Here is a 14,526-nt window from a genome sequence, read left to right on the forward strand (position 1 = left end):
ACATAAGCGTTTTCTAGTAATGTTTTAGCGCTATTGAGGATATTTCCGCTGCCTCCACCATTATTAATAGTGTGCATGGCTTCAGACGTTTTTATTGTAAGCCTTCGGCCGTGGCCATAATAGCGTTGTTTGTAAGATGCATATCAAAGCCTTTTTTTGAATATACGTGATATAGCAGCAACTGATTCGCCAAGCTTGTCTAATATATCTATTTCTTTGAGGAAGTTATAAACATTGCCAAGGCCTGTAAAGAACACAATATCTGCTGCTACTTGAGCTACAAAATCGGTGTATTGTTCACTCGTTATGCCTTGCAGTGGGATTTCGATCATTGCGTAAAATGCATCAGTGCGATAATTGTATTCATCTTCAGATGAATACAATTATCGCTTTTTTTAAAGCAATTCTAGATTAGACTAGTCTTTTGTTTCAATAATAAACTGATCATTATCATATATAATGATAACTTCTTTTGGCATTAGCTTGCATACTTTTTCTTTCCAGTCGGTAAGTATTTGTTTATATTGTTCTTTAGTTAATTTCAATACAGTTGGAACTGCTTCTTCTGAATATAAATCGCTAAGCAATATATAATGACCTTCCTTTTCTAGTCCCGTAATGTTACCGCTGCATGCATCGCCCCAATTATCATTTAAAGCCCATTCTTTAAAAGGTGAAGAGCTACACCCAACATCATCTGTTAAGAAAAAGCCTAATATATACATTCCATCTTCAGAGGAATCTTTATAGGAATAATTACCATAATTTTGCTTTAAACATAATTTTACAAAACTCATTTTAAATTCCTTCGTTGATAATAGGATATGCTGTTTTGTCTAGGAGCATAAAGAATGACAGCGCTGTTATCATATTTTTTATAAATGGAAAAGCCAACTAATCTTTCCATGAAAGGTACTATTTTGATAGTATTTAGAAAAAGATCTAAAATTCTTATTCCGTGATAATCTTCATTTGCTACAATTTTATCTGCGCATGGTTCTATTTGATAAATATCGTTATCTTCAAAAACATAACTCGTGTATTGTTTTTAAGATCATGACTTTTAACACTTACGCATGGTTTGTTTTAATGATGTTCCATTCTTCTTCATAATTGCAGACAAATTTACGTAAGAGTTCATGAATTGTTTCGAAAGTTATACCTAATTCGGTGAGTAATTCGTATATTTTTGTTACTATATTTGTTAATCCCTTAGTGTTTGTTATAGATGTTAAGGATGCCTGTTCTAATAAATTATTAATGTTTTCTTGAATAAATTTTATTTTTACCAAAGCTTCTTCTAACAAAATTAAATCTTTTTCTGAAAGTATTGCACCATAAACTTGAGAGTTTAATATAACTAATTCTTGCGATATTTGTTCTATTTCTTTAATCATTTTTTGAATCTTTCATGATAAATTTTTCAGTTATATCTCTCATACTTTCGATATGCCAGATATATGTGTTTAATTTGACATTGAGATAACAGATTTGTCCCATAATATCATCAATAGAAGAAGGATTGGCCTTTTTTAGTAAATCAACATGTTTCAAAGTTTCATTATTTAGCCAGTTTAAATCTTTTATATTATTATGTTCTTCTTGTAGCTCAGAAGAGGAAATAATTTTTTTTTGAGCATTATCATTTAATTTTTCTAAGAAAGTTAATATTTTTTTGAATTCATTTTCCATTTTTGATACATAATTCATGCATTGTTTTTTTTAAGATTATAATTTTTAACGCTTATGCTTGATTTATTTTAGTGATATTCCATTCTTCTCTGTAATTGCATACAAATTTATCCAATAATGTATAAATTTTTTCGGTAAATATGCCTAGTTGGTAAAGAGATTGATGAATGTTGGTTATTATTGTGATTAATTCATTAGGATTTGATGTAGACGTGAATGATGCCTCTTGTAATAATTTATTAATATTGTTTTGGTTTAATTGTATTCCAATTAGAGCTTCTTTTATTTTTTTTAGATCTTTTTTCGAAAGAATTGTCCCATAAACTTGAGAATTTAATTTAATCATCTCTTGTGAGATTTCTTTTATTTCTTTAATCATTTTTTTGATCCTTTATTAATTTAAATTTTTCAGTTATATCACGTATGCTTTCAACATGCCAAACATAGGTACCGAGATAGACATTTAAGTGACAAATATGTTTCATAATTTCATCGATAGACACGTCATATGATTTTTTTAACAGATTAAGATGGCTTACGAATTTTTTATCTAGGAGTCGTAAGTCTTCTATTCTTTGATGTTCTTTTTTTAAATCTTCAAAAGAAACTATTTTTTTGGAGTTAGTTTGATTTATTTGTCCTAGTAAAATTAATATATTTTTGAATTCGTTTTCCATTATTTAACCTTTGTTATTTCATAATTTTTTTGATGCTTCGACCAGCTTTTTTTGCAGCCTCAAGTTTTTTCTCATTTAATGTCCCATCTAGATTATAAACAGCTATAGCTTTTAAATTTTTGCTAAAAACTTCTAGATGGTCGCAATGTAAACTATCTATATAATAGAAAAAACCTTCTTTTAGTTCTGTTCCAGGGATATCTTGAGTTAATTTATAGATCGAAAATTTTTGATATTTATAAGATGTTTTTAAAGAATGTGGCTGTAGTGTCTGCCCAAATGGTAACGCAAAAAACTCTTTCATGTTATTCACACGCAAGATTGTTTTTTGACCTAGTGAACTATTTTTTATTTTTTCACCAAACTTTTTCAAGTCATTGGATGTTTTGAGTACAACCCCTTCAGCCGTGACCATAATAGAGTTCTTTGCAAGATGTGTGTCAACAGCTTGTTTTAATGTGTCAGCAACTTTGGCAGCATAGTTTTCTAATTTAGTTGCAACATCTATTTCTTTGATATAGATGAAGACTTTAGCGAATCCTTTTCCAAAAGCAAAATCAGCTGCTACTTGAGCTACTAAATCAATGATGTTTTCTGCTGGTACAGATTGAACGGTTTTCCAAAAGGCATTACTACGTTGCTGGTATTTTTCTAGTGTTAAGTAAGTTGTTCCAAATATAGTGTCTGATGTGAATAGTGCAGTGTTGACTAAAAATTCACATGTTTTTGTGTTTATTTCACGTAAAGTATGTAATGAATCGATAGGATGTTGAATAATATGGCTCGTAAGATGTCCTGCGCCTTGCAGAAGTTCACCGATACTTTTTGCTTGCGTAATAGGATTGAGTCCTTCAATAAACTTTACTATTGTCCGTGTGAATAGTTCTGATCCTCGTTCTATACATTGCATATAGGGAGTAGATTTACCTTCAATAATATTGTCTACTGTATGTTGAATATCAGTGAGTAAATGATCAACCACGGTGACGTTAAAAACAAATTCAGCATCATTTTGTGGTGCTTTTATGATATGTATTGAATCAATAACATGATTTTCTATGTTTTCAACAAAATCAAGTCTGCATAATTTTGAATTGTGAAAAACATTCTTTGCCATTACATCAAATTGTTGTCCAACTGATGCATAATCATGAGAATTTTTGAGTATGTTTATAGAAGTGTTATGCACATCTACAGGAATAAAAGAGTTCGTTAACTCTTTATGATCGGAGCGATTTTTGTAGATGTCATTTGCTTGTTCAAGAATATCTATACCGAAATTTTTTACGATTAACTCTTTTTGTGTTATTCTATCAGTAATATTAAGAGATTCAAATGTTTTAATTATTTGCTTCTGAAGATGTGTTAATTCTTTATGTGCTACCGATAAAGATTTGTTCTCAATATTATGTAAGATAGGAGATATGTTGTTATCAGATAAAACAGGTTGATCATTTACTGTTTTTATGTAATCGGAACGTGAAGTATAACAATTATATGCAGCTTCAATTGGATCAAAATTATATTGTTTTACAATAAAATCTTTGATCTCATCACTAAGGGTAATATTATGTTGTTGCGCTTGATCTAATATTTGCATTTCTAAGTAATGTAATTGATTGTGAGCTTTTTCAAGAGATTGAGCATGCGCAATTTCGTATAATACATTTGTTATCGAGTCAGAATATATTTTTTCTACTATTGCGTAACAAACATTGGTTGTAAAATTATCGTTTTTTCCATTTTGAAAAAGTTGGTGTCGTAACTGGAGTTCTTCTTGAAATAGAGCGCTACGATCTCCTTTTTGCTGTAAATTTATACATTTTTCTCTAAATTCCTGAATGGTCTTAAATGATTCTGGATTAGCATGTTGAGCAACGTAATCAGGACGTGAAATAAGATCTCTTTCAGCAATTGCCATTATATCAATGCCCAAATGGGTAATAAAACTATTTTCGCCTGTTCCATTAACAAAACTACTTGTTAAAAAGGTGTGATCACGTTTCCAAGTCCATAATTTTTTTAATTCAGCAAAAGCGGCTTTAGCATCGATTTGGTTGGCGTACCTTATTTGCGAGAGATACTCCCCCACTTTTATTGAAAGTGCATCTGCAAATTTGATTTCAGATTCTGCTGTTGGAAAGGTTTGTTTTCGTGAAAAGAAAAATACTTTTTTATCTCTATATTGTTCTGTACGATCATATTTAAATTGTTTGAAATGGGCTTGTACGCTTGGTAATGCAAATATTTCTTCTGGATTAATAGGAGAGGTGCGCAATTTGTTCAATTCATGCAAAGCTTTTTGGTGTTGTATTGCTCGTGCATGTTTATGTTGGGCATACATTTGAGAAGCGGAAGTATTATTAATGTCTTGCCTTCGCGAATCCACGAGACTATCTTTAAGGTGTTCTTCCATATGATCGTGTTTTTGTTGCATATTTGATGAACAAGAGTTGTTGATAGTATTTGAATTATTTTGACTATTACAATTCAGGTCTGAAGATAAGTCAAATGATTGTTTTCCTTCATTTATGAGAGATATATCAGGATAAAGTTGCATTTTTCCATGTTCGCTGTCTCCTGTTTCTTTGTTATAATAATCTTGGTTGAGAATAATACAATCTTCATAAGCGATTGTATAAGATACAATTTTTTCCGTGTCTGTTTCACGACTAAAATTATAAGGTTGTGTATCAAATGTATTTATACTGTTTATATGAGTAGTTTCAGTAGTATTTGTACTTGTTTCAGAAGTAGTTTCCATGCCAATGAAAGGTTCAGGATCAGCATCCTTAACATTTAATGCAGAGATATGAGAAAAAATAAAAAATATGAAAACGGTGATTAGGGTGCGTTTTTGTGTATAAAACATGTAATTTATCCAAGAAAAAATGTAAACAATTTGTTTTGCTTTTTAGTGACTATATTTTTTTATAAGAAACTTAGTTTTACATGTTAATTCATGCGATGCTTTTATGAGTGTGATTATATTGACAGCAATTGCAAAAACAACGCCCCACGGTTGTAACTTTTTACAAAGTTGATCCGAGAAACTTTCTTTTAATGCTTGTGATTCTGCTTGTAATTGATTAAGCGCTTGTTGAAAATGTATTTTTGTTAAAACAATAGGCAGTTTTGAATGAGAAATAGTTTGCTCTGCATAGTAAAATATTTTTGCTGAATCAATAAATAAACGTATGTCCCGTAACGATTGTTGTTCCATTTGTTGTATTATTTTTGCAATGAATGCATCAGTAATTGATGGATCAAGCTCCATTGATTGATCATGTATGATACTATTTTTAAAAATCTGAATTTTTTGATTTTTATCAGGTGCTTGTATATGAATAATTTTGCCTGTAAAACGACTTTTAATTTCCGGAGGTAGTTTATCAACATTATTAGCAGTGCCAATGATGATGATATTAGGAAAGAATTTTTCTATATGATCAAGAATAAGCCAAAAGCTTGCAGCAGTTTGTGAATGGTCAGTTTGTTCCATTTTATGATGCTCAAATAATTTGTGTAATTCATCAATAATGATTACTCTTTTTCCTCCATCAGAGATACATTTTTGTATAATTTTTTGCAAATTAATAGCAGTTTCATTTCTAAATTTTCCTAAAAGATCTGCGGCAGGAATAAATGTATAGGTATATCCAAGCATTTCAGCGATCGCGTAAGCTAAGGTTGTTTTACCTGATCCTGGTGGTCCTACTAAAATAAAACGATGAAAAGAAGGTATATTTATAATGGATTGAGTTGCAATAGAGCAACATGAACGTAATTGTAAATAGGTAAAAATTCCCTTTACTAATTTTGGAGCATTTTCCATTGCTGATTCTACAATCCATCGTGCAGGTCTTGGTAATGGAGTTTTATCTATTATTTGATTTTTCTGAATAATACTTTCTTTCGCTGTATTTTGTTGAAAATATTCAGGATCAGGCAGATATAATGGAGAAATATTAAAATCTACAGTTTTATTTATTGGTGTTTGTTGTTTTTCTTGGGCAGCTAATAGATAGCTGGATAAAATCACTAAAGTGATTAATTTAAGTTGATTCATGAGAACAGCTTTTTAATTTGATTGCCGAAAGAATTTTCTGTATTTATCCTTGCTTTTTCTGCAGCAGCTTTCTCTTCGGCAGCTTTTTTTTCAGCAGCTTCTTGAGCTTTTCTTGTTTCAGTATTTGCCATCATATTTTTGTAGAGTTGATTTTGTTCATCTGAAATTAAAGAATCAATATGCGCTCTACTCTCACGGTTCATATGAGTAGAAGAGACATTATTGTTAACTTCATTTTGATGGTCATGTATAGCTATGCTGATTTTTTGTTGTTGAATGAAGTGTTTTTCATGCATTTCTAAGGTTTCTTTATGATGACGCTCTTGTCGTTCATCATCAGTTTCTTCTTCAATATCATATTGTATTATTGTTCTTTTTCTTAGGTAACTATTCATTCCTTGAGAGATATTGTTTTGAGTTATAGTGATTGGATAAGGTTGGTTTCTACTGTTTAATTTGCTTTGCACTAAGATTTCTTTTGATAATTTTTCTAAATCTCGTCCAGAATAGGGGTTTATTTTTTCTAATTCTTTAATTAAAAAAGATTCGGTTATTTCTGTATTAATTTGACTATTTTGAGTTGATAGATTTCTACGAAGAATATTATTTTTTTTTATTGGGTCAGTCATTAATGGAAATTCTATAAAATCAGAGAGAATTCTACTTTTGACTGGTTTTGGTAATTTATGTATACGATTCATTGTTCCAATGAGAAAGAAGTTATTATTGTTTTTTTGTCTGTCAAGAAATGTCCATAGTGCTGTTGCTGTTGCGTCTGTGTCATGATGTTTACTTTCGGTGTTTTCAAGTAAGCGATGTATTTCGTCGATAATTAAAATAGTTGGTTTGTTGGAAGATTCGATTTTTTCTAGTTCTTTTTGGAGTTGTATAGCTGTTTGATTGCGATATTCTCTTAAAAAGGATGTGCTTGATAAAAATTTATATTCCCAACCTTTTTGACACATTTTATGAGCAATAGCTTTAGCAGTAACAGATTTTCCGGTTCCAGGCTCTCCCACAAAAAATACTGATCTATATTCTTTAACGCCAGGAAAATAGTTAGGATCGTATAGATAATTGACAATACACTGAGCTTCTTCTGGTGAAGCTTCAAAGACAAACTCCATTTCTTCAATATCTTTTTCAGTAAAAGATTCGGTTTTTTTGGGATTGGAATTTTGTTGTTGTTGAGATATTTCATCTATGATTTTTTTGCGAATTTCTTCAGGTACTTCAGGTGCATATAATGATTTTATGTCGAAATGAATCTGGCTAATATTGTTGGAATTGATGGAATCGTTTGATAAGGCAATTTGGGAAGATAATATAGATACGAGAATAGTATGGTGTATGTATGACATGTGGTTACTCCGAAAAGAATATATTATGGACATCTGTTTTTTAATTATAATGAATTTTTTGTATTTAACAAAGTTTAAAACATAAGTTGGTAGTGTAATTATTCAGATTGGATTTATTTTATAAGCGGCTGGACAAGTATAACCTGAGTCATTTACATTGCTCGTTTTAAATCTTCTTCCTGCGTTTATTTCATCTCAATTTTTACTATCGTTGCGATCGAGTATCTGGGTGAAGCGAGACACGAATGCTAGGTTAAAATAATATCTCTAAAAAGCCCACAGAGGCTCTTTTTTGCCCTAGTTTTTGATTTATTTTTTGAATCAATTCTCTAGATTGAACTTTTTATACCATTATAAAGTTCTGTTCAATATGATGAAATACAATTTAATGCCATGACTACTGAATTTTGGTTCTAGTATAGACCTAAAAGTAATTTACTTTCAAAAGATCCATATTATCTTCTGATGCCTAGCAATTTATATGATGCATATGTTGAGCATTAATTTTTTTATTTGTTTGTAAAATACCCTCCTTGCTGAGGATATTACTTTATACGCAGTTGATACTATTTTATATATAGTTCTAGAAATATTCGTTAAAAATATCTTCCCATTCTTTTATATTTTTTTTAGTAGTCGGATGGTGTTTTAAGATGGTGTGAAATGCTATTTGATATATTACAACAATTACCATTCCTGCTACTAAATTATGTCCAAATTGAGTCATTTTTTTTTCCTGAAATATTTGATTATAGTCAGAACAATATCTTCATTATCCAGACAATAATACTTGAAGAAGTTGATCAGTAAAAATACTATGAACGCATAAAATACTTGCGTATACCAAGGGATCATACAGGCCCTGTAGCTACTCCAAGAGCAATACCACCTGCTACTGCTCCAGCCATACTTGCCGCTTCAATTGGTACTGCAAGGCATCCTTCTAAAGCAAGGACTGTTACTGGATATAATGGCCCTGTAAGTACTCCAACTATTTGGATAGCTCCGTGTCCTACCACATATACAGCAGCTTTACCTAGGAAAGCTCCAATACTTGCACCAAGTACACCACCACCTGGAAGACGTTTGTTAGCATTAAGTGAATAACTACCATCACTCCTTTCATTAAGTGATAAATAACCACCATTTGCGAGAAATTCTTTTAATTGTTCTTTATCAATTTTACGAACTTCTTTGTCTACAAAACAGCTTTTAATAGGATATTTTATGTGATTATTTTTAACATAAAAATCTTTTTGATTATGATAAATCTTAACATCACCTAATCGTTGAGGAATAAACGTTGAGTTTGGTTTATACGTTTCTAATTCCATAGAAAAGATTGATAGAGTAAATAATGAAAATGAAATTGCTATTATTTTTTTCATAAAATCCTAGGCTCTGTTGACTTTTTAAAAATAAGAATTTGAGATGTGGATAGTACCTTCTGAAAAGGATAAATTTAACTATCTTAAGGGTACTATCATGGAAAAAGAGTATATCACAGAAATAACTTGGATCAAAATTTTAAAATTTTTAAAAAGTAAGAATAATATCTATATTGACCAAGTGGATAATTGTAAAAATTTTGTAGAATCAATCTACTGAATGATGCGATAAGGAGCACAGTGGAGAGAACTTCCTAAACGCTATGGCCTTTGGAATAGTGCATTTAAAAGATTCAATAGATGGAGCAAAAAAAATATTTGGATTGATCTCATGGCACATTTTATAGATCCTGATTTAGAATACTTAAGTATCGATCATTGCAGTATCCCATGGTGAAATTAATGATGTACTTTAAAATGAATATTCTCCACTTTTTATTTTTGGGAAATAATATTTTTTTGCTTCTTCGAAATTGTCAAAGTCATGTACAAAACGATCTAAGCAAACAGGTATTCCGATGTTATATTTGTACACTAAACATGCTAGTGTCTCTTGAATTATATCTAATATTTCAAAATAATCATTTGCTTCTGTCATTGTTTTGCATTCTTTTATCCTTGTAAAAATATAAGCAATTTTTTGGCTTAAGAGTGGAAGGCTCATCTCTAATTTTTCAGCTATCTGACGTAAACTGCTTAATTCCATTTTTATTTCTTGAATATTGATGAAAGGATCATAAATCATATTTTATTTTAAATTTTTTAATTGTTGAACATGGCTTACTATTTTAGTTGTTGGATTATAAATCATTTCCCAACCTTCTGCAAAATATTTAAAAAATCCTGGAATTTTTTCTGGATCAGGAATTACTTGTACAACATTATCAAGTATAGCTTGAGCAATTAATGATGGAGCTTCTCTTCCAGTATTTCAAAGACGATTATAATAAAATTTTGTAAATTTAAAACCATTCACTTCATAATAACCGTTTTTTAATATTGCAGTAGAAGTTTGATTGGTTGAGGACTGAATTTTAGCTACATTGTTGTCAATATTGTTTTTTAATTTTGATGCAGTAGTTTCAGATGCTTTAAGTTTATTTGATTGTGCAGTAGCTTTAAACAACAATCCTTCTGGTGTTGCAAAATATTCTTGAGGATTAAGCAAAGAATTATTTTTAACAAAACTGATACTTTTTTGTTTAATGGTATTACAGAATTTCCCTAATTCATCTAATCGGAATTGAGAGCTGCAGAAAATCAAAAATTTTATGAAGATTTGTCTATATCTAAAGAAAATTTTGAGACGTTATTTTACTATCTTGATGAAAAACTTCAAGAACATGGATGCCAAGATACTAGAAAGTTTACACTTCAATTTTTAACCGATCATGCAATTAATCCTAGCTCATTATTAACATGGTTGGTGGCAATCTCCAAGGTTATCAATATAATTCGTGCTAACCAGGAAATAGCACGAATTGGTTTATCAAGGTCTTTTAGCCATGCTTCAAATGGTACTTTACATTAACAAATATACTTACTAAAAAAAGGAAGTGATTTTAAAAATCACTTCCTTTTGATCAATACAAAATAGTACTTAATAGTACTTAGAATGCTGTCCCTAGATATGGTAGTAATGCCATAACGCGAGATTTTCTTATTTCCTGAGAAATGGTGCGTTGATGGCGTGCGCATGCACCTGAAATACGAGAAGGTAATATTTTACCTCGTTCTGTTAAAAAACTTTTGAGAAATGTAGAGTTTTTATAGTCAATACCATACACTTGTTCTTTATCAGAGCAAAAGCGACACATTTTTGGACGATTACCGTTATTGCGACGTGAACGTTTTTTGACGAGTCGTGCGCTGATTTTTAATTTAATTTTTTTAGTCATGTGGTAAATCCTTGCATATTAATTTTTATGTATTTATTAATCTTCATCCATATTATCTCTATCATCCATAGAGAAAAAATGAGATGATTTATGATCTCGTGATAAGCTTTCACTTTCACGCGTTGGCGCTTCTTCAAGAGAGCGAGGTCTTTGATATGTAAGGGGATGTTTTGGATTAAGGACTGAAATCATGTCTCTCATGATCACATTGTTGAGCTTTACTTTAAGTAAAGTTTTCATGTCATTAATAAGGGTTGTTCCTTGTGGAACTTCAAAACGCATGAGAAAAAATATACCATATTCATTCTTATTGATCTCATATGCGAGTCGATATTTTCCCCAACGTTCAAATGAAATGGTAGAACCTGTGCCAGCTTTGATTGTTTTATCAAGCTGAGTTTCAAGGTATTTTACTTCGTCGCCGGTAATTTCCGGTACGGTAAGTAATAAAGCCTCATACTGTCGCAACATAAATAGACCTTTATATTAAATGGAAGTTAATTATATAACTATAAAGCTGATTAAATCGCTTTATTGAGTAAAAATAAGATGATACTTATAAAACCCTCTATAATAGAGAATAGCAGAAACAGTGAAAAATACCACTGTTTCTGCTATCAGTAAATAAAAAGTCAATAAAAAATAGAATTATAAAGCAGGTGGTACTGGTACCCCCAATATTTTTGCTGCATTAAGACCTATTACATATGCTCCATAAGCTGTATTTCCATCTTCGATAACTGGTTCTATGCTACAATCTGCGACCATTAGATGTTTGACACCAAATACGCGTAAATTTGAATCAACTACCCCATTTTCTATGGAATCTGCCATACGTGCTGTGCCAACATTGTGATATGCTATTGCTCCATTAACAGTAAGCGCTTTAGAATAATCTAAGAGTAGTGAATCATCTACCGCTGGGCCGTATGGTGCGGGAAATAATTCTGGAGCAGGAAAGATAAGATCTGCTCCGAGGCTGAGAGCCACATTTTTTATTATTTTTAGTGCAGCAACCGCTAAATACGAGTCTGTTCCTGGTTGGGTTACTGGTCCATCAGAAAAAAAATTTAAATTTATTCTTGGATAAACTGTTGGATCTGTTGATACTATTTCCACAGTTCCTTGGCTGTGCGGTTGTATCATTAAAGCTTCCAGACTTGCAGTAGTTGCGCTGGCATTAAAACCTGTGAGTTGAATACGGCGAACGCCATCAGCAGGCATTCCAGCTGCAGGAACTACTGGATTATGGCCATCAATAAATCCTTGTAAAAAAGGAAAAGCGCTTGTTGTTGCTGTCATAGTAGTATTTGGGCCATAGTGATTAAATAAATGAGCACCAACATGTGGATTATCTACAATCACTTCAATGCCTAAATTATCGAGTAATGCTTGTGGGCCTATTCCTGATCTTTGTAAAATTGCAGAAGTTTGGTTAGATCCAGCTGAGAGAATGATCATTTTTTTTGCATACGCTGTAGATCTTGTTGATTGTGTATTATTAGCGGAAATATAATCTACGCCAATAGCTTTTTTATTTTTAAAAATAACGCGATCTACCAATGATTTTGACTTTATATTTAATTTTCTACCATTGAGTCCTTTTCCGTTAGCATCAACTATTTCACCAACGGGATGAAAGTCAAGCGCAGAAAAACTTCTTTCGCTATTTGGCCCGGTTGTAATCCATTGTTGATGAGCAGAGATCCCAACATTGCCTAAGCTTGGGTCATTGTAGTCTGAAATTATACTTGTACCTGAACCAATAGAAACGCCTTGAGCAAATCGATCGTTATTTACTGGAAGCGCTTGTGTTATAGAAAGTGGTCCACCGAAACCACGTTGTGCAGGATTAGCAATAGTTCCTGTTGGACTATAATTTTCCATTGCTTTCATTAAGGGAAGTAAGCTTGCATATGACCACTGAGGATCATTGGTTAATAAGGACCATTGGTTGTATACAAGTGGAGTTCCTCGCACAGCAAATAATCCATTGTGTGCGCTAGATCCACCCCACATTCTTCCATCTGTATAGATAAAAATATCTAGGTTTTTTCCAAAAGGGGCTAAGTGCAAAGGAACTGAGTAATTAATTGCATAGAGTGGATCGTAAGCTAAGGGTTCAAGAAATTCAAAAACATTTGGACTTAAAACTACAGGATCAGCTGTTCGATTTTCGCCCCACTCTAATACAAGAACAGAAGATTTATTGCCATCTGAAAGTTTACGAGCTAATATAGCGCCTGCTGTGCCATCTCCAACAATAATATAATCATATTCTTTTTTATGTTTTCGATAGTGAGAATGTGTTTTGGTTTCATCAGTTTGATAGTGAGGACGTATAGGGTCTTGCTCAGCAATGATTTGTGATAATGAAACAATTGAACATATGAGTATATGATGTATTATTTTTAACTTCATACAATCTTCCTTTTTATAAAAACTATAAGCTACTTTTATGAAACATAAAAAACTTATTTATGAAAAGCAATCGTAATTAATATGAAAAGAAAAAGAGTTGTGTTATAGGCATATTAATAGAGAGTTAGATGTGCAGATAAAAAGGCAAGATTTCTAGTTTAAATTAGAAATCTTGCCTTTTATTGTTTTTAAATATTAATTTTATTATTTATGCAAACTTTTGAATGCGTTGAATTATACGGCCAATAATTCTGAAATGATCTTTACCGCGAATCAATGCTATAGGAGGTTGCTTATGATTAACTGATTCAAGAACAATAAAATCTTCAGTGTATGTTACTTGCATCACTGCTTTTACTGGAGTATCATTACCAAATTCAACAGCAGCAATATCACCTGAACGAGTCCAAACTTCTGGAGAAACAATTAGATAATCTCCTTTTACAAATGTTGGTGACATTGTATTATTTTCAACACAAAGAGCAAACATTGCATTATCTGCTGAGTTAAATACAGGGACAAAAATGTCCTTATATCCGGTGGTGACTTGCATAAGTTGATTGTTGTAAGGGGATGGATTTGATGGTATTTCTCCAACCACTGGAACAACTTTAACTTGTAATTCAAGATCAGATTGTTCAGGCATGCTGACATTTTTATCAATGTCGTCTGTTCTTTGACGATGTTCTGCAAATAAGTCAATTGGGCTAATTTCAAAAGCTTGAGATAATTTTCTCAGGGAATCTTCATTCCAACGACGCGTGCCATTTTTGATATGGGTTAAATAACTTTCAGACATACCCGTTTTTTCTGCCAAAATCTTTGTTGTCCAGCCTTTTTCTCTTAAAAGTTCTTTAACACGTAATTGTGTTGATATTGAAATCATCGTTTATATCTCCTTCGAATGTGGTTACACCTAAAATAGTATTATTGAAGCTACTGTATTATTTCTAATTGTACTCCTACTAATGTCTTTGTCAAATGGAAACAAAAGTTTATAGTAAAAATCAGACAAACAGG

Annotated in this window: 18 protein-coding genes; 1 reads left to right on the top strand and 17 read right to left on the bottom strand. The window is 31.5% G+C overall.

Annotated features, from left to right (window positions below; translation table 11 throughout):
• Positions 1-143 precede the first annotated feature (143 nt).
• From VLB80_03335 to VLB80_03395, 13 genes are all read right to left on the bottom strand, one after another.
• On the bottom strand, positions 144-383 hold the full coding sequence (locus VLB80_03335) for a hypothetical protein (GenBank protein ID HSC25219.1): 240 nt from the start codon (positions 381-383) through the stop codon (positions 144-146).
• Between the two features lie 33 nt (positions 384-416).
• Positions 417-797: a hypothetical protein gene (locus VLB80_03340; GenBank protein ID HSC25220.1), complete on the bottom strand. Its 381-nt coding sequence runs from the start codon at positions 795-797 to the stop codon at positions 417-419.
• A gap of 273 nt (positions 798-1,070) precedes the next feature.
• Positions 1,071-1,397: a hypothetical protein gene (locus VLB80_03345; protein ID HSC25221.1), complete on the bottom strand. Its 327-nt coding sequence runs from the start codon at positions 1,395-1,397 to the stop codon at positions 1,071-1,073.
• The gene (locus VLB80_03350) at positions 1,390-1,710 is read right to left on the bottom strand and encodes a hypothetical protein (GenBank protein ID HSC25222.1); all 321 of its coding nucleotides are present in this window, start codon (positions 1,708-1,710) and stop codon (positions 1,390-1,392) included. Before VLB80_03350 ends, VLB80_03345 begins: the two co-directional genes overlap by 8 nt.
• A 34-nt stretch (positions 1,711-1,744) precedes the next feature.
• Positions 1,745-2,071 carry a lipoate protein ligase C-terminal domain-containing protein gene (locus VLB80_03355; protein ID HSC25223.1) on the bottom strand — a complete coding sequence of 109 codons (327 nt, stop codon included), beginning with the start codon at positions 2,069-2,071 and terminating at the stop codon, positions 1,745-1,747.
• Positions 2,064-2,369, bottom strand: a complete 306-nt coding sequence (locus VLB80_03360; GenBank protein HSC25224.1) for a hypothetical protein — start codon at positions 2,367-2,369, stop codon at positions 2,064-2,066. Before VLB80_03360 ends, VLB80_03355 begins: the two co-directional genes overlap by 8 nt.
• Before the next feature lie 13 nt (positions 2,370-2,382).
• Complete coding sequence (locus VLB80_03365; GenBank protein ID HSC25225.1) at positions 2,383-5,241, bottom strand: hypothetical protein; 2,859 nt, start codon at positions 5,239-5,241, stop codon at positions 2,383-2,385.
• A gap of 42 nt (positions 5,242-5,283) precedes the next feature.
• Positions 5,284-6,438 (bottom strand): ATP-binding protein, encoded by a 1,155-nt coding sequence (locus VLB80_03370; GenBank protein ID HSC25226.1) that lies wholly within the window; start codon positions 6,436-6,438, stop codon positions 5,284-5,286.
• A complete protein-coding gene (locus VLB80_03375; protein HSC25227.1) occupies positions 6,435-7,799 on the bottom strand; it encodes an AAA family ATPase in 1,365 nt (454 codons plus the stop codon). Before VLB80_03375 ends, VLB80_03370 begins: the two co-directional genes overlap by 4 nt.
• Before the next feature lie 583 nt (positions 7,800-8,382).
• Positions 8,383-8,526, bottom strand: a complete 144-nt coding sequence (locus tag VLB80_03380) for a hypothetical protein (protein ID HSC25228.1) — start codon at positions 8,524-8,526, stop codon at positions 8,383-8,385.
• 124 nt (positions 8,527-8,650) lie between these two features.
• Positions 8,651-9,187 (bottom strand): hypothetical protein, encoded by a 537-nt coding sequence (locus VLB80_03385; protein HSC25229.1) that lies wholly within the window; start codon positions 9,185-9,187, stop codon positions 8,651-8,653.
• Between the two features lie 412 nt (positions 9,188-9,599).
• On the bottom strand, positions 9,600-9,893 hold the full coding sequence (locus VLB80_03390; protein HSC25230.1) for a hypothetical protein: 294 nt from the start codon (positions 9,891-9,893) through the stop codon (positions 9,600-9,602).
• A 225-nt stretch (positions 9,894-10,118) separates the two neighbouring features.
• Positions 10,119-10,451 carry a hypothetical protein gene (locus VLB80_03395; protein HSC25231.1) on the bottom strand — a complete coding sequence of 111 codons (333 nt, stop codon included), beginning with the start codon at positions 10,449-10,451 and terminating at the stop codon, positions 10,119-10,121.
• A 15-nt stretch (positions 10,452-10,466) separates the two neighbouring features.
• On the opposite strand from VLB80_03395, the gene VLB80_03400 reads away from it, so the two are divergent.
• Complete coding sequence (locus VLB80_03400; GenBank protein HSC25232.1) at positions 10,467-10,718, top strand: DUF2695 domain-containing protein; 252 nt, start codon at positions 10,467-10,469, stop codon at positions 10,716-10,718.
• A 79-nt stretch (positions 10,719-10,797) separates the two neighbouring features.
• Here the strand turns inward: VLB80_03400 and rpsR are convergent, their stop codons facing one another.
• The 4 genes from rpsR to VLB80_03420 all read right to left on the bottom strand — a co-directional run bounded on the left by rpsR (position 10,798) and on the right by VLB80_03420 (position 14,392).
• Positions 10,798-11,085 carry a 30S ribosomal protein S18 gene (rpsR, locus tag VLB80_03405; protein HSC25233.1) on the bottom strand — a complete coding sequence of 96 codons (288 nt, stop codon included), beginning with the start codon at positions 11,083-11,085 and terminating at the stop codon, positions 10,798-10,800.
• Positions 11,086-11,121: 36 nt separating this feature from the next.
• On the bottom strand, positions 11,122-11,556 hold the full coding sequence (gene rpsF / locus VLB80_03410) for a 30S ribosomal protein S6 (protein HSC25234.1): 435 nt from the start codon (positions 11,554-11,556) through the stop codon (positions 11,122-11,124).
• 177 nt (positions 11,557-11,733) lie between these two features.
• Positions 11,734-13,506: a GMC family oxidoreductase gene (locus VLB80_03415; GenBank protein ID HSC25235.1), complete on the bottom strand. Its 1,773-nt coding sequence runs from the start codon at positions 13,504-13,506 to the stop codon at positions 11,734-11,736.
• A gap of 208 nt (positions 13,507-13,714) precedes the next feature.
• On the bottom strand, positions 13,715-14,392 hold the full coding sequence (locus tag VLB80_03420; protein HSC25236.1) for an XRE family transcriptional regulator: 678 nt from the start codon (positions 14,390-14,392) through the stop codon (positions 13,715-13,717).
• Between the last annotated feature and the right edge of the window lie 134 nt (positions 14,393-14,526).

The sequence above is a fragment of the Candidatus Babeliales bacterium genome (assembly GCA_035455925.1).
Taxonomy (GTDB): Bacteria; Babelota; Babeliae; order Babelales; family Vermiphilaceae; genus SOIL31.